This window comes from Planococcus sp. ANT_H30 (genome assembly GCF_008369335.1).
Taxonomy (GTDB): Bacteria; Bacillota; Bacilli; order Bacillales_A; family Planococcaceae; genus Planococcus; species Planococcus kocurii.
This window is the reverse complement of sequence record NZ_VOBJ01000002.1, coordinates 130,815-146,507: the sequence shown is the minus strand read 5'-3', so window position 1 is coordinate 146,507 and position 15,693 is coordinate 130,815. Positions and strand designations below refer to the sequence as shown.

24 protein-coding genes are annotated in these 15,693 nt (G+C 32.8%); all 24 read left to right on the top strand.

Translation table 11 applies throughout. The annotated features are described in order from the left end of the window. Window positions 1-16: 16 nt before the first annotated feature. Window positions 17-208: a hypothetical protein gene (locus FQ085_RS06620; protein WP_149456244.1), complete on the top strand. Its 192-nt coding sequence runs from the start codon at window positions 17-19 to the stop codon at window positions 206-208. A gap of 48 nt (window positions 209-256) precedes the next feature. Then, window positions 257-1,678 (top strand): hypothetical protein, encoded by a 1,422-nt coding sequence (locus tag FQ085_RS06615; protein WP_149456243.1) that lies wholly within the window; start codon window positions 257-259, stop codon window positions 1,676-1,678. Window positions 1,679-1,804: 126 nt separating this feature from the next. Further along, on the top strand, window positions 1,805-1,957 hold the full coding sequence (locus FQ085_RS18020; protein WP_188074729.1) for a hypothetical protein: 153 nt from the start codon (window positions 1,805-1,807) through the stop codon (window positions 1,955-1,957). Continuing rightward, window positions 1,944-2,648 carry a hypothetical protein gene (locus tag FQ085_RS06610; RefSeq protein ID WP_149456242.1) on the top strand — a complete coding sequence of 235 codons (705 nt, stop codon included), beginning with the start codon at window positions 1,944-1,946 and terminating at the stop codon, window positions 2,646-2,648. The genes FQ085_RS18020 and FQ085_RS06610 overlap by 14 nt, the downstream gene beginning before the upstream one ends. Before the next feature lie 109 nt (window positions 2,649-2,757). Next, window positions 2,758-3,228 carry a hypothetical protein gene (locus FQ085_RS06605; RefSeq protein ID WP_149456241.1) on the top strand — a complete coding sequence of 157 codons (471 nt, stop codon included), beginning with the start codon at window positions 2,758-2,760 and terminating at the stop codon, window positions 3,226-3,228. Between the two features lie 31 nt (window positions 3,229-3,259). Continuing rightward, window positions 3,260-3,397 (top strand): hypothetical protein, encoded by a 138-nt coding sequence (locus tag FQ085_RS18015; RefSeq protein WP_188074728.1) that lies wholly within the window; start codon window positions 3,260-3,262, stop codon window positions 3,395-3,397. Continuing rightward, entirely contained in the window at window positions 3,397-3,597 is a 201-nt protein-coding gene (locus FQ085_RS06600; protein WP_149456240.1) for a transmembrane Fragile-X-F protein, read from the top strand. Before FQ085_RS18015 ends, FQ085_RS06600 begins: the two co-directional genes overlap by 1 nt. Window positions 3,598-3,673: 76 nt before the next feature. Then, the gene (locus tag FQ085_RS06595; RefSeq protein WP_149456239.1) at window positions 3,674-3,913 is read left to right on the top strand and encodes a hypothetical protein; all 240 of its coding nucleotides are present in this window, start codon (window positions 3,674-3,676) and stop codon (window positions 3,911-3,913) included. A 125-nt stretch (window positions 3,914-4,038) separates the two neighbouring features. Beyond that, complete coding sequence (locus FQ085_RS06590; protein ID WP_149456238.1) at window positions 4,039-4,311, top strand: hypothetical protein; 273 nt, start codon at window positions 4,039-4,041, stop codon at window positions 4,309-4,311. Window positions 4,312-4,421: 110 nt separating this feature from the next. Then, window positions 4,422-4,811, top strand: a complete 390-nt coding sequence (locus FQ085_RS06585; protein WP_149456237.1) for a hypothetical protein — start codon at window positions 4,422-4,424, stop codon at window positions 4,809-4,811. Window positions 4,812-4,912: 101 nt separating this feature from the next. Continuing rightward, entirely contained in the window at window positions 4,913-5,455 is a 543-nt protein-coding gene (locus tag FQ085_RS06580) for a terminase small subunit (protein ID WP_149456236.1), read from the top strand. A 104-nt stretch (window positions 5,456-5,559) separates the two neighbouring features. After that, entirely contained in the window at window positions 5,560-6,147 is a 588-nt protein-coding gene (locus FQ085_RS06575) for a recombinase family protein (protein WP_149456235.1), read from the top strand. A gap of 97 nt (window positions 6,148-6,244) precedes the next feature. Further along, window positions 6,245-6,835, top strand: a complete 591-nt coding sequence (locus tag FQ085_RS06570; protein ID WP_188074727.1) for a GIY-YIG nuclease family protein — start codon at window positions 6,245-6,247, stop codon at window positions 6,833-6,835. Between the two features lie 91 nt (window positions 6,836-6,926). Next, a complete protein-coding gene (locus FQ085_RS06565) occupies window positions 6,927-7,871 on the top strand; it encodes a helix-turn-helix domain-containing protein (RefSeq protein ID WP_188074726.1) in 945 nt (314 codons plus the stop codon). A 171-nt stretch (window positions 7,872-8,042) separates the two neighbouring features. After that, entirely contained in the window at window positions 8,043-8,270 is a 228-nt protein-coding gene (locus FQ085_RS06560; RefSeq protein ID WP_149456232.1) for a hypothetical protein, read from the top strand. A 24-nt stretch (window positions 8,271-8,294) separates the two neighbouring features. Then, window positions 8,295-8,681 carry a PH domain-containing protein gene (locus tag FQ085_RS06555; protein WP_149456231.1) on the top strand — a complete coding sequence of 129 codons (387 nt, stop codon included), beginning with the start codon at window positions 8,295-8,297 and terminating at the stop codon, window positions 8,679-8,681. 86 nt (window positions 8,682-8,767) lie between these two features. Beyond that, window positions 8,768-10,012 (top strand): PBSX family phage terminase large subunit, encoded by a 1,245-nt coding sequence (locus FQ085_RS06550; RefSeq protein ID WP_149456230.1) that lies wholly within the window; start codon window positions 8,768-8,770, stop codon window positions 10,010-10,012. Between the two features lie 78 nt (window positions 10,013-10,090). Then, a complete protein-coding gene (locus FQ085_RS06545) occupies window positions 10,091-10,627 on the top strand; it encodes a hypothetical protein (protein WP_149456229.1) in 537 nt (178 codons plus the stop codon). After that, on the top strand, window positions 10,620-11,339 hold the full coding sequence (locus tag FQ085_RS06540) for a hypothetical protein (protein ID WP_149456228.1): 720 nt from the start codon (window positions 10,620-10,622) through the stop codon (window positions 11,337-11,339). The genes FQ085_RS06545 and FQ085_RS06540 overlap by 8 nt, the downstream gene beginning before the upstream one ends. A gap of 90 nt (window positions 11,340-11,429) precedes the next feature. Further along, on the top strand, window positions 11,430-12,728 hold the full coding sequence (locus FQ085_RS06535; protein WP_188074725.1) for a phage portal protein: 1,299 nt from the start codon (window positions 11,430-11,432) through the stop codon (window positions 12,726-12,728). A gap of 172 nt (window positions 12,729-12,900) precedes the next feature. After that, a complete protein-coding gene (locus FQ085_RS06530; protein WP_149456226.1) occupies window positions 12,901-13,833 on the top strand; it encodes a minor capsid protein in 933 nt (310 codons plus the stop codon). A 155-nt stretch (window positions 13,834-13,988) separates the two neighbouring features. Then, window positions 13,989-14,627: a DUF4355 domain-containing protein gene (locus tag FQ085_RS06525; protein ID WP_149456225.1), complete on the top strand. Its 639-nt coding sequence runs from the start codon at window positions 13,989-13,991 to the stop codon at window positions 14,625-14,627. A 52-nt stretch (window positions 14,628-14,679) separates the two neighbouring features. Continuing rightward, window positions 14,680-15,432 carry a phage major capsid protein gene (locus FQ085_RS06520; RefSeq protein ID WP_149456224.1) on the top strand — a complete coding sequence of 251 codons (753 nt, stop codon included), beginning with the start codon at window positions 14,680-14,682 and terminating at the stop codon, window positions 15,430-15,432. Window positions 15,433-15,531: 99 nt separating this feature from the next. Next, window positions 15,532-15,690: a hypothetical protein gene (locus tag FQ085_RS18010; RefSeq protein ID WP_188074724.1), complete on the top strand. Its 159-nt coding sequence runs from the start codon at window positions 15,532-15,534 to the stop codon at window positions 15,688-15,690. Window positions 15,691-15,693: the final 3 nt, after the last annotated feature.

Below are 15,693 nucleotides of genomic sequence, written 5' to 3'. Positions count from 1 at the left end.
AAAGAGGTGAAATAATATGAATCATAATGAAGAAGTAAGAAACGAGTTTCAAAGTTATCTTAAAGATAACGGAGTTAAGATGGGTTTTGTAGCGAGTGAAATCGGAATTCCCTTAAACTCATTGTCTAAGTGGAGAAACTCATATTTTGATTTTCGTATAGATAAATTAATCATGATTAAGAAATACCTTAAAGAAAAAGCAAAGTAAGAGTAGAGAGATAGAGAAGAGAAAAAAAGAAAATGGGGTTAACGGGAAATGGTAAAAGTAGAGATTGATAATAAAACATATGGTTCTGAATTATATTCTGATAAAGAAATTGAAGAAATTAAGCAACAGTTTTTAGAGGAGTTATGGGTAATGGAAATTAAAAAGTCTCCAATGGGTTATAAATTTCCTGATGGAACTTATGTAAAGCATCAGATGAAGTCTTCAAATGATTGGTTTAATTCTAGGGTTCATAATTCTTGGAAAAAAGTTAGGATTAACCGTAAAGCATACGATCAAGCACCTTTACACTTAGATGAATGGCTTGGAGAAGTTGCCATAGCGACTCAAACTATTGTAAGCAGCTTTAAGCCTGAAATCAGTATCAGAGCTAACTACAACTGGAGAGGCATCCTAACAGAAAACTTTAGTAGCTTAAATATATTGTTTGCATATGTAAATGTTGGTTTAGATAAATCAATGGCGAGATATGTAAGATTGCAAGATGAAATTAGAGAAACTACTGAAACTCAATATTTAGCAGACGGATCAAGCTATAAAGCCACTATTTATACTAGTATAGGTGCTCAATCAACTGATGAATTAGTAGAAGGTGCAGATGGAAATCAAGAGCCATTAATGAACCTTTTAGGCGATGAGGCAAGCTTATATTTTGCAGGTGGAAATACTGAGGGAAGTCATTTCATGCAATGGTTTAAAAAGTCTAAGAAACGTATTCTTACTAAGAAACAACTAAAATTCCTTGATGATATGGAAAAAGCGGATCATGAGGGAACTACAAAGAATAGTTATACGATGAATGATAAGGAAGAAATAACAGGAATGTCAGCTTCAGGAGTTAGCAGAATTAAGAGAAATATTTTAGAAAGAACATTGAAAGCCTATGAAAAAGAAAATCCATTAGGAAAGCAAACGAATTTACAACTTAGAAAAGAAAGTGAACTTAAATTTTGGAATGGAGTTATTGACATTATTTATTGTGAAGAAGAGATGATAGACAAGCAAAATCAATTTTTCTCAAATTGGATAGTTGCCAATATGACAAATTCATTCCTATCTGATTTAGTTTATGATAATTTATCAAATTCGGACGTATTCAATGTTACTGGTGCAATGTTCAATAAGAATTCAGTTATAGAAGGAAAGACGTTGTATAAGATTGTAGAGTTGATTGAGGCAAGACTAAATAAGCTTGAGGCATTTGATACATCTGTAGTTAAATTCTATCGCAAAGAATCAGAAAATAATAGATGGAGTCTAAAAAGGCATCAAGCATGGAAACGAGAGAATTTAGCTTTCAAGTATCCTGATAAATATGATTATGATAAGAAGAAAGATAAGTTGATTCAGAAAAAGCCAGTTGATTTAGGAAAGAAAAAATTACACATCGCAAGACGTTTGACGACTTCAGGAGCTTCATATGATGTTATTGCTATGGGAGAGATAGATTAAATTGATAAAGAAGAGTCTTATTTTTTTATTTCATATTAAATAAATTTGTATAGATTAAACCATTATAACAATAACATAAAAGTTGGGAAAAGTAAAAAGAATGAATTGAAATGGGAGAGATAACTGATGAAAAAACTAGAATTGCTTATGAAAATTGATGCTCAGATAGAAAAGTTAAATGAATCAATTGAGAGTATGGAAGAAACATTAGAAATGATTAAAACCGGACTTGATGAAGATCAGCGGAAAGTGAGGGTGATTGTAGATGTACAAGCATAATTTAACCCCTGCTTATCTTACTGATGAGCAGAAGAAGGAAATGTTTAATCTAGAAAATTTAATAAAGAACTGGGGTAACCCAGAAGAGAAAAAGGAGACTGAGGAAATGACGGAGATGGATATTTTAATTGATACATTGATTCAGAAACAAAACAGCATCTTAAATAAAGCACAAATTGTAGACAAAAAAGCCGAGATTTATAAGTTGTCGGAAAAAGGCGATGTCATTGAACAGCTTATAACGGCATATATCGTTATGGAAGAAGAGCTAGATTCATCTATTGAGAGCTTTGAGAAAACTGAAGAGGCTGTTAAAAATGCTTGGACAAAGATTAAGAATCAAACTTTAGAAGCGTGGGAATCAATCAGTCAGAAATATGAGGAAGTTGAAGAAACTGAGAGACAAGCTAAGTTAGATGAAAAATTAGATCGGCTAGAGCTTCAGAAAGATGATTTTGATAGTGACCTATCTTTTGTAGAGTTAGAAATTAGCTTCTATGAGCCTAGTGGTGACTACACGATTGAATACTCAATTGAAGAAAGCAACAACGTTAATAGAGGTGGAAAGATGATTTTCAACCCATTTAGCTCTAATAAAACTGTTTTAGCATCCAAAGCAACTGAACTGATTGGAAAGTATAAAGAAGAATTGTACGGTGGAGAGAAAATTGAGTATAAGGGTTTCATGTAAATGAAAAATATTAAGAAGAAACTAGCAGCAGGATATTTGTCTTGCTGCATCCGTTTTTATTGCATATTAGATGACTTAAAAAGATGAAAAGTAGACAGGAGAAATTGAAATGGCAATTGCTACAGTAAAAAAGAATGGATATATGATTGAGGACTTAAAGAATATTAAAAATAGATTGCTTCAGTCTGAAATGAATGAGGCCGAAAAGAAAGAGCTTAAAAATGTGCTGCTAAATGTAATTGATGATGTTAAAGCGAGTGATCCAGAGTTTAAAGTGAAATTCTTTACTTATTCTAACAATGGACATCATGAAACATATTTAAACTACGCTGATATGTATTTAAACAAATTATATAGTGACATTGAGAATGTTATTAGCCGATTGAAAATGGGAAATATGAACGGCTCTTATATAGCTTCAATTTTAGATAAGATAATTCAGACTAATTTATATATGGATAGCATTCAAAAGTACATTGATGAAACAAGCCATTTGCAAGAAGGTAATTATGAAATGGGTATTCTGAAGATGAGCGACAGAATAGCAGGAGAATATACAATTTTAGATAGCTTAGGCTGAGAAAATTTAAATTGGAGTGGAGAGACTTATGATGAAAACTAATAATGTTGAAGATAAGAAATCTACACATACTGAAGTAGAGAAAAAAGAAATGGAATTAAAAGAAGCTGATCCGTTTGAATATTGGCTTAAATATGTAGGATTTGGAAAACTGGGAGGTAATAATTGATGGGATTCTTAGAAGTTTTAACAATTATATTTGTAGTATTACAACTAACTGGAGTTATTGCGTGGAGTTGGTGGTTAGTATTCTTACCATTAATTATTGCTGTAGGCATTTATGTAGTTTGGTTACTGATTGTTATTGTGATTGCTGGAAGTACACATAAAAAAGTAATGAAAGAATTTGATAAGGGTTTTTGGGAATAAGAAAAGTTTAGTCTCCATTGTAGATGTGTCATTTCTCCTGTACACTAGTATAAAAGAATCATTGGGGGCTAAAAATTTGGCAAACGCATGGCAGAAAATGAAAACCGATATCAAAGAAAGTAACGCAAAAGTAATGGCTGATCACCGAGAGCGAACAGGTAAGATTAGCAAGCCGAAAGAAGGCAAGCGTCCGACAGGGAATAAGTTTCTACTGATATTAGGCGGTACCATTCTTTCGTTACCATTATTGGCAGTCGGAATCGTGCTATTCATCATGGCGGCATTATTGTTTTGGGATGCATTTATTGGATTGTAAATTACAAACGTCTAGCATCTGCTAAGGCGTTTTTATTATGCTTTAAATTTGAATATCTAAAATATTGCAATTGAGAAGGTAGCATAGAAATAAACAGATTGCTTCTTACGAAGGAGGACATATAAATGACAATTGAGGAAAAAGTGAAATTATTGAAAGTTGAATTTAGCTATAGTGATACTACAGGAGAATTAGAGTTTTTAACTGTTCATTTTAAATATGCTGAGATGGATGAGGCTAGTTTAAAGTTTGCTGGTGGAGTTTATGAAGAATATTGTAACTATGATTTGAATAAGATTAGAGATTTTGCTATCGAACGTGCTGAAAACTATTATAAAGAAAAAAGCGTTAATCCTAATGTTGTAGATATGCTACACAGGAAAATTAGCTTAGATTGATTTCTAGGCTTCTACATAATGAAAATAATATAGGGAAAAGCTTATTTATCAGAATGTTGTTACATACAAACATTTCCTTTTAAACTAGTATTAGGTTAGGAGGTGAAAAAATGAAAAATTTAGAAGAAATAAAAACAGAATTAAAGAGAAAAGCTAAAATAGAAAAATTTTTAGAGAATACTAACTCGCAAATTAAACTAAAAAATTACTTTAAAGAGACTTATATTGATCAAGTATCACCAGCATTGACTAAAACTGATGAAAAGTATTATAAACACACTTGTACAGAATTTTCGGATAAATATGTCTTTCTCAATAAAGCTATAATAGTAGAACGCAATGAAGATGATCCTTTGAATGTCGTGTTTAAATATCTTAAAAGCAATGGAACCTATGAAACTCATTTGTCTGTGACATTTAAAAAATTTATGCCATTTATAGAATCAAACGTTTTAAGGGAAGAAGATTTAATTGAATTTCTAAATAAAGCTATAGTATAGATTCAAGTAGTCATATCTTAATTGATATGACTTTTTCTTATGCTTAAATTTATGAATGCTACATAAAAATGAAATTGATAGGAAAGGAGTTGAAAATATAGATGGAAACTGAAAAAAGTGTTAATGATGATGGTAATTATGTTAATGAAAATGAAGTCGAGGAATTAGATGAAAATGGATTAAATGCGAGGCAAAGACATTTTGCTGAATTATATATGTCCACTGGGGAAGTCGGTAAATCCTATGCTATAGCATACAAAAAAGAAAATAATGCTTCAACATCAGCAGCAGGAAGTAGATTAGCAAAGCATCCTAAAATTGTTAAATATACAGCTGAGCAGGCAAAAAAAGTTTTCTCCAGCAAAAGAATCGCAACAGAAGAAGACATTTTAAACTTCCTTACTTCAACTATGACAAATCCTGAGCATAAGATTATGGACAGAATTAAATCAGCTGAATTGCTTGGGAAAAATAAAGGCTTGTTTGCTGATAAGATTGATATTACTCATGACATCGTTATAGATTTAGGTTTTGATCCAGCAGCATTGATTGAATCATCTACTAATCAAATCATTGAGCAGAAGAATAAGGTTATTAAGCATGATGATTATTATGAAGCTGACTATGATGAGTTAGATGAATAGTTTGTGTCATTTGAGTGTAGTCTATTGACACATTATCGAACCCTTGATATTATTGACTTACAAGAGTCTCATATACATGTGTCATAATTGAAGGGGTGAATGATATGAAATACGGCTATGCTAGGGTATCAAGTAAAGGACAGGATTTAACTGTTCAATTAAACGCTTTAAAAGAAATTGGCTGCGAAGTTATTTATGAAGAAAAAGTAAGCGGTAGAAAGAAAGTTGATCGTACAGAATTCAATAAGCTTTTAGATAAAGTTGTAGCAGGAGATACAATCATAGTTACTAAGCTTGATAGATTTGCCAGAAGTGCAAAGGATGCTTTAAATACTATTGAGCTACTAAATGAAAAAGGTGTATTCTTAATTGTCCTGAACATGGGCGGACAGAAAGTTGATACTTCTACAGCAATAGGAAAGTTGATGATTACTATGCTTGCTGGTATTGCAGAGTTTGAAGCTGATATGACAAGAGAAAGACAGATAGAAGGCATAGCATTAGCCAAAGAAAGAGGAGTCTATAAAGGTAGACCTAACACTTATACAGACAAGCACAAGGGTTTAAATCATGCGATAGAACTTTACAATAATAGAGATAGCAATAAGAAGACAGTCAAAGAGATTGAACAGATAACAGGAATTAGTAAAGCTACAATTTATAGGGCAGTTAGAAAACTGCAATCAATTTAAAAATCTAATAGCAATCAATCAGAATCATTCCAGAAATTGGAGTGGTTCTTTTTTGTTGTGCAAATAAAACTATAAGAAAAAAATGGAGGAATTTATAATGGCGAGAACAAAGGAACACATTATCTATAAAGCAGAAAACAAAATTACAAGTGAAATCTATATCGGCTGTACAAGTTCAACATTGAATAGCAGAAAGTATGCACACGAATATAAAGCTGTTAAGAATCCTATTGGTAAGCTTCATCAATCTATTGCAGAACATGGCAAAGAAAACTTTGAATGGACTGTGATTGATACATCTGATAATAAAGAAGATGCTCTACTACTTGAAGGTGTTTATATCAATCAACATCTTTCATACTACACAGGTTTGAATGGTAATAAGTATGGCAAACAAGGATTGTCAGGTAGGAAGCATTCAGAGGAAGCTAAGAGCATGATGAGAGAAAAGAAGTTAGGAGTCTCTAAATCAGATCAGCATAAATTAAATATGAGTAAGTCGGCAATTGGAAAGCATGCTGGAGAGTTGTCAGGTATGGCAAAGCTTACTGACAAGGATGTCAGAGAGATTAGAAGATTGCTGAAGGAAACTAAATTAACACAGCAAGACATTGCAAACTTCTTTAATGTAACTCAATCAACTGTAAACTCTATCAAGCTTAATAGAACATGGAAGCATGTTGCTTAATCACATTCAAACTTAGGACTTCAGCTAATCATGTGAGACTCTAAGTTTACATATGCTTTGAATATCACATCTAATAGGAGGAATGAAGCTAATGTTTATCTACTCAATTACAAATCAGCAGAATCAAAAGAAATATATTGGCATCAGTCTCTATCCATTGGATGTGAGAAAGCAATATCATGCAACTCATCAGGATCAACTTAGATCATTGTTACAATCAACAGCTAGCTCTAGCGTTCATAGTATTGATAGCCTTTCTAAGCTTGCTCAGGCTTTCGTAGAGTATGACATGAATCAGTTTACATGGGAACGTTTAGAGAGCTGTAAGAGTATCAGAGAGCTTTGTAAACGTCAGAGATATTACATTACACTTTATGATTCATATGAGCATGGCTATAACAATATTCAAGGTGTGACAGATATATCTGTATTTGAAATAGATGATACACCTATAGAGTACGCTGAGAATGATGGACACTTTACAACAGCTAAAACTAGAGGTTCGGCAAATGTTAATTCTAAACTTACATTTGAAAATGTACAGCAAATTAAAAAGTTATTATCTGAAAGAGTGTTATCTCAGGCTAAAATAGCCAATAAATTCAACGTATCTAAAACTACAATAGGGAAAATCAATAAGGGAGTTTCTTATATTGAAGATGAGTATACTTCTGTTTCAACTAGTCAGCCTCAATCAATCGCAAGTGGAAGAGCTATAGGTTTCACTCCAGAACAAATTGAGAATATCAATAATCATATCAAAGCTGGTCAGCATACAAAGAAAGAATTACAGGAGATACTAAACTTATCTGAGCATAAGCTTAAGACTTTCATTAAGAAGCTTAAAGATGCTGGTCACGCTATCAAATTTAAAAATCCCAATCCAGCTTTATCAGATGAACAAGCTAGAGAAATTAAACTGCTAATTCAATCCGGCTCTATGTCTCAGAATGAAATAGCTGAGCAATATGCTGTTTCTAAGACTGTCATTCATTCAATTCGTAAAGGTGAGACATATCAGCATATAGTCATATGAAATAATAATCTGAAAATAATTTCCATAAATAAACTTGCTTTCTTTTATAATTATGCTAATATGTATTTAAGGCATATAACTTTTAATACTCTTATATGTTTTATAAATGTATAAGTTTTATAATTGATTTAAAAGAATACAAACTAAAATTGGATAGGGGAAATGATTATTATGACAGCAACTATGACAACAACTAAAGAGGTTTCAACTCACGGAACAATGAGCATTCAATTTGCAGTAAATGGTATGACTTCAGAAGAATTTGCTTTGAAATTCAGTGATACAATTACCGAGCAAATGAATATTGCTATGAAGAGTTTAACTGGTGAATCAGTCGAGCTGGAAATTTTCGGACATGACATCAATCAATTAGAAACGTTTGTAGAAGATGAGTTTTAATATCAGAAATTAGGAGGAATAGAAATGTTTAAGAAGATGGCAGCAAGCTATAATGCAGATATAGAAACAGCAAGTCATAAGGCAGCAGATAAGGCACGTGAGAAGTATCTAAGTAAGGTAGAAGATTTATTTTTACCTGATGAGCAACTTCAAAATGTCTACGGATTAGCATTTGAATTTTGCTTTATCACGAATGAGAGGCTAGTTTTCAATAATACAGCAGTAGGCAAGAAGAAAATCACATCAGTATTCTTGAAGCACATTCAGGAGATCAGCTTAGACAGCGGAATGTTATTAGGGGATGTTGAAATTTCTACTTCTCGCAATAGCTATAGCATCAATCTTGTAGATAAAGGAGTTTGCAAACTCTTCTACAATGATCTGATTTTAGCTATGCGAAACGTTCAATAAATTACACACATTATAGGAAGAAACTCAAGTCACTTCATTAATTTGAAGTGGCTTTTTTGTGTTCTTTTTTAATAGGGAGATATTAGATGGCAAAAGTAAAATTAAATTTAGATCGTTCATTCTTTAATGAAAAATACATTCCCTACTTAGTATCAGATGCTAGGTACAATGTTTTCTTAGGTTCAGCAGGATCGGGGAAAAGTCATTTTGTCGCTCATAAACTAATAATTGATTTATTAAAAGATAAGAAAAAGCTGTTAGTTGTTCGGCAAACTTTCTCATCAATTAAAGATTCTGTATTCACTGAGATTACTGAAGCGTTAAGAGGTATGCAGATATTAGATTTAATCAAAGTATCTAAGACGACTCATAAGATGGAATTTCCAAATGGTTCTCAGATTGTATTTAAAGGAGCGGATGAGGAAACTAAACTGCTGAGTATTTCAGGCTTTGATTTATGTTGGATTGAAGAAGCTTCAGAATTAAGCAAAGAAATCTTTAATCAGCTGGAGTTAAGACTGAGAGGGAAAGGGCATAAGAAGCAGTTTTATCTTACATTTAACCCAGTCAGCAATTTATCATGGCTTAAAGCTGAGTTTTTTGATAATCCTAAGCCTGATACATCGGTATGTCATTCAACTTATAAAGATAATCGCTTCCTAGATCAAGCCTACATTAACAATATTCTCGATATGAAGGAAAGAAACCCTGAAAAGTATCGGGTATTCGGGTTAGGTTTATGGGGACATAGTGGAAAGCGTGTATTTGATAACTTCAAAATTGAGGACTTCAACTATAAATATCTACTTAAAAATAATCCTAGTTTGCAATCAGCTATAGGAATGGATTTTGGATATGTAGCAGATCCATCTACTTTAGTTGCTTCTCTGGTCGATGTGCAGAATAGAAAAATATACATCTTTGATGAACTATATGAAAAAGGCTTATTAAATAATGAGCTTGCTGCTAGGATTCATGAAAAGGGTTATAGCAAAGAAATCATTATTGCTGATAGTGCTGAGCAGAAATCAATTGCAGAAATTAAAGGCTATGGAATCAATAGAATCAAGCCAGCTAAAAAGGGTGCTGGTTCAATCATGAATGGTATTGGATTCATTCAGCAGTTTGATATAGTTGTCCATCCTTCTTGTATTCATGTAATTGATGAGTTAGAGAACTACAGCTTTAAGAAGGATAAGGCTACAGGGCAGTATTTAAATCAGCCTGTAGACAACTATAATCACTTGATTGATGCTCTCAGATATAGCCTAGAGCGTTTTAATAGCAAGAATAAGATTAAATTTATGAGTAAGTCGGTATTTGGTATTTAAGTTCTTGCAAATCCTAAAATCTATTTTGAAGATATTGCCTTTAATGGTACGATTAAAAGAAAAAGTGGAGTTGGAAACTTGAGAGAAGTCATAATAGCACTTATAAGTTCTTCTTTAGCAATAATTTTTACCAATCTAGTTAATTACTATTTTTTAATTAAGCAGGAATCAAGATCGCAGGCGAACAGTTACAAAGTTGATATTCTTCATAAAGTTTACACACCTATAACTAAGCTTATTATGAGAGATGTTTATCCTGGCGATGGATATGAAGGAATTACACAAGATACTTTTAAATCTATTGAAACCATTGTAGAAGATAATTATCAGCTTATCAGCCCAGATATGGATAGAATTATTTGGTCTATTCGTGAAGATATAGTTATTAGTAGCCAAAATCAAGCTCAGGATAAGCATAATCAATTTATAAAACTAGATGAAGATAGCCGATTATTGGATCATGTGGATTATAGTTTTAATTACTACAGAAAAGAATTAGGGTTGCCTTTTGATAAATATATATTAAAAATAATAAGAAGAGAAATCAAAAAGGAGCAAAAGACAAGAGATTCTCATAAAAAAAGAATTGAAAAGATGAGGAGGACTAATGGATAATTTAACTTTAATTTCAGTTATCATTGCGTTTACTTCATTGATTTATATTGCATTCAGTAATTCCATTAATTCATTTAGAGACGGTTCTAAAGGATATCAAAAATCAACGGAGCATTTATACTTGTGTATGTTAGATATATATTCATCTCCAAAAGATAAATGGGAAGAGAAGATTAAAGAGTTAATATATTCTTTTTATAAAAAGAATATAAATACAACTCTTTTACTCCAAGAGCATTCTCAATTTTTAAAACTAAAAGAAAAAGTGGAAAGACACGAAAAGTATAGTCAGTATGAAATGGATTTTCATAATCTAGCAAAGATTATAGAACTTATATACTGGTCTAATTTTCTTACTCATCATTATGAAAATGTTATAACAGGAAGTTTTGAAAATAAAATTAAACAGAGAATTTTATGGATGATATATAAAAGCTCAAGAGTTTTAAAATATTCAAGCTATGGAATGATTTTTGGTTTTGCTGCTTTAATTTTCGGGCTAGCCTATAGAACTTTTCTTATCTTTATAGATAGAGACTTAACAGTTAATAACAATACTCTGATTTTCATACTAGTCTTAATAGCTGGTTCGATTCTTATTTCCACTATCTCTACTGTAGCAGAGCAAAAAACTAGCAAGGCTTTACTCAAAAGAGAAACAAGGTTGAAGGATAGAGAATATATAAAGAAAAAAGTAGAAGAATTTATATAGTTTTGTTTTAAGAAAATACTGCCTAAACACCTCAGCGATTTGCTGAGGTGTTTTCTTATGTTCAAAAATCAATCACTGAGGAGTGAAACAATGGAGAAGTACAAGATCCAAAATGCTGAAGAGTTAAATGGTGAGCTTATTTTGCAGCTTATCAATCGTTATAAATTAAAGGAAGTCACACGTTTAAAACGGCTGAAGAATTACTACACTGGTAAGCATGAAACTATCATTAATCGCACAATGAAAGACCCAACTAAGCCAAACAATAAAATTATTAACCCTTATGCTACTTACATTGTAGATACAATTGGCGGTTATTTCTTAGGCAAGCCTGTTAACTATGCTTCAAGCGAAGAAGAGCAGATGAAAAAGATTCAATATGTCTTTGATTCTAATGACGAGCAATCTTTGAACTCTCGAATTGGAAAGGATGTTTCAATTTTCGGAGTAGGCTATGAGCTTCATTATACTGATGAGAATTCAGAAACTAAGATGGCTTATCTTGATCCTCAAGAAACATTTATGGTTCACGATAATTCCATTCAATCTAAGCCATTGGCAGCTGTGCGATTCTATGAAGTTGAGAATTACAAAACTCAGCAATCCGTTCTGTATGCAGAAGTATATGATAAAGATTTCATCTATTCCTACATTCAAGAAAAGGACGAATTTAGATTAGTGGATGAACCAGAGCAACATTATTATAAAGAAGTGCCTGTAATCCAGTATTTGAATAATGATGAGACAATCGGAGACTTTGAAAATGTATTGAAGCTTATTGATGCTTATGATTTATCTACTTCAGATCAGATGAATTCTTTAGAGTATTTTGCTGATGCTTATTTAGTTCTGTCTGGAATTGAAGCAGAAAGCGAAGATTTAGAAGCAATGAAGGAAAATAGAGTTATGTTAATGGGTGAAAAGGGAACAGCAGATTTCTTGATGAAAGGCGATATTGCCGGAGTTAAGGAATATACAGAACGATTGAAACAAGACATTCATACTTTCAGTTTTGTTCCAAATATCAGTGATGAATCTTTTGGTACAAGCTCAGGCGAAGCTCTTAAGTTTAAATTGTTCGGTCTTGAATCAGCTGTATCAGTTAAAGAACGATTCTTTAAGAAGGGATTAGAAAAGCGGCTTAAGCTAATTACTAAATTCCTAAATACTAAAGGCGGCTCATATGATTCTAATTCAATCACAATGTCATTCACTAGAAACATGCCATCTAACAATGAAACAATTGCCAATATTATTGAGAAACTTAGCGGTATTCTTTCAGATAAAACTTTGATTAGCCTACTTCCTTTTATCGAGGATTCAGCCTATGAAATTGAGCTAAGAGAGAAAGAAAAAGAAGGTTCTTTATATGAAAGCTTAGGCAAATAAATATTATCAATCCGAGATAGCCATTTTGGTTATCTCTTTTTTAATTTGAAAGAGGTGAACAGTTATAGCCAGTGAACAATACGCAGGTTTAAACAATCAGGATTATTGGATTGAGAGAAGTAAAGAAACTCAAGATGAGGCATTTAAGAAGTTAAAAGTATCTGAAAAGCTTATGCAGAAAGAATATCTAAAAGCATTTGATGAGATTCAGGAAACGCTATCTGCTTTCTATACTAAATATGCTACAGACAAGAATGTGACTTATGCAGAAGCGCAGAAGCAATTAAACGCATTTGATTTTGCAAGTTATGGCTCAAGAATGGAAACATTAAAAAGGCGAGCGGTAGCTACTAACAATCCTTTTGTTATCGCTGAAATGCAACGGCTGTATCAATCAGCATCAGTGAATAGATTCAATGCTTTACTTTCTGAAATAGATGCAAAGGTATTGCTATTAGGCTACTCACAGCAATTAACAATGGAGGAAATACTGAGTGAAACATTTGAGAATACTTTATATTCAACTGCTTATACTATGGCAATCGGGACAGGTGTTGGCGTATCGTTTGCTAAAATCGATCATTCAGCGGTTGAGTTAGCAATTAAATATCCGTGGAGTGGAGCAATGTTTAGCGATTTGATTTGGGATAACAAAGTTAAGCTTACAAAAGAGATGAAATCGACTATAACAAATGGACTCATCAAAGGCTCAAGCGTTCAGAGGATGAGCAGACAGCTGAGCGGTAACATGGATAGCAGCTATAAGGATTCTCTGAGACTTATCAGAACAGAGACAGCGTACGTAGTCACAGAGGCAACAGCTCAAGGATATGAAAAGCTAGAGTTAGATTCATTTGTATTCTTAGGCACATTAGATAGCAAGACTTCTAAAACTTGTCAGTCATTAGATGGCAAAATTTTTAAGCTTAAAGATAAGCAAGTAGGCGTTAATTGTCCTCCTATGCATCCTAATTGTAGATCAGCTATTTCTCCATATTTCCCTGATATCGAATTAAGAGAGCGTAGAGCTAGGGATGTACAGGGGAATTCTTTCATTGTTCCTAATATGAATTATGAAGAATGGGCATCTAAATATTTGAAGTAATAGAAAACTGCAACTTAATCACATTTATACTATAGGGCTTCATATCGCTACATCAAGAGACACTTTAAAAGGTGTCTCTATTTTTTTGCATCAACTACTAAAAAAATTGGACTGGTCGGGGCACTGCAACGGGCAGGACATAAGGAGAGTTAAACATGGACGAATTGAACAAACAGCAAGAAGAGGTAACAGAAATTAAGCAGGAAGATGAACAAACTCAGCAAACGCAAGAAGAAACAGTAAAAACTTTTTCTGAAGAAGAAGTAGAAAAATTGATTCAGGCCGAAACAGATCGGAAAGTTTCTAAAGCACTGGAAACTGCTAAATCTAAATGGCAAGAAGATTTTAAAACTCAACTTGAATCAGAAAAGTCTGAAGCTGAAAAACTTGCAAAAATGACTGAGGGTGAACGTTTCCAAGCTGAATTAAATCGACAAAAAGAAGAGTTTGAGAATGAAAGAAAATCATTCTTAAAAGAAAAGCTTGAGAATCAAACGATTAAAGAGCTATCTACTCAGAATTTGCCAATTGAATTTGCTGATTTTGTAAATGGTGAAACAGCTGAAGAGGTTCATCAAAACATTACAACTTTTAAAGCTGAATGGGATAAGGCTTTTACTATAGCTCTTGAAAAAGCTGTTAATGAGCGTGTTCAAGGTAAAACTCCACAAAGTAGCAATAAACAATCAAGTCTACTTAATGTAACAAAAGATGAATTCCGTCAAATGAATTACTCACAAAAATTAAATGTAAAAGAAACTGATCCTCAACTTTATGCCCAATTAAAAGGCTAATAATTTTCAGGGTACAAAATAAAACTCAAATTAGAATGGAGAAATAAATATTATGACACAAACGAAAAAAGCAAACTTAGTAAACGTAGAGGTTTTTGCTGATGCAGTAACTTCGAAAATTCCTGGGAATCTTAAACTATATCCACTAGCATTTGTACAAAACTTTGAAAACGAGCAATCAGGCTCTATTTCAGTTCCTCAATATGAATATATCGGTGATGCTGATGTAGTTGCTGAAGGCGTAGCTATTGATCCTACTTTGCTAACTGCTAACTCAGTACCATTGGCAATTGAAAAAGTTGCTAAGGCTGTTGAAATCACAGATGAAGCGGCTAAAGGTTCATTTGGTGATCCAGTCGGAGAAGCAGAAGATCAGCTTACTGCATCAATCACAGCAGGAATTGAAAACAAAATGTTTGCAGCACTTGCTACAGCTACTTTGTCTCATCCAGCTACTGGTGCTTTAACTGGTGACGTAGTAATTGATGCAGTTGCTCTTTATGGTGAAAATCAAGATGGAGAGAAAACTCTTGTAGTTAACCCTTCAAACTTTGGTTCAGTTCGTAAAGATGAAAACTATGCAGACGGTAAGATTTTTGACTTGGATATTGTAGTATCTGCTAAAGTTCCAGCTGGAACTGCTTATGTAGTTAAGCCGGGTGCTGTAGGTCTTTACATGTCTAAAGATGTAGACGTAGAAGATGATCGTAACATTTTGACTAAAGCAACTGTTCTTTCAGCTGATGCTCATTTTGCTACTCATTTACGTGATGCTTCTAAAGTTGTCAAAATTACTCTAGCATAAACATATTTAACTGAATAGTATTCAGAATATAAATGGGCGGTTCATTCAAATGGATGGCTGCCTATTTTTTTTGATAGAAAATGAAAGAAGGTGGCAAATTTGTTACTTCATCATACGCTTCAAAAACTCAGAAAAGAGAAAGAAGCAAAACAAAAAGAAGAACAAAAACAGCAGGTTACTAAATCGGTTGCCACTGATGAAAAGCCTGTTGAAAAGAAGACTCCAAGAACAAATACACGTAGAAAATCAAAGGTTTAAGGA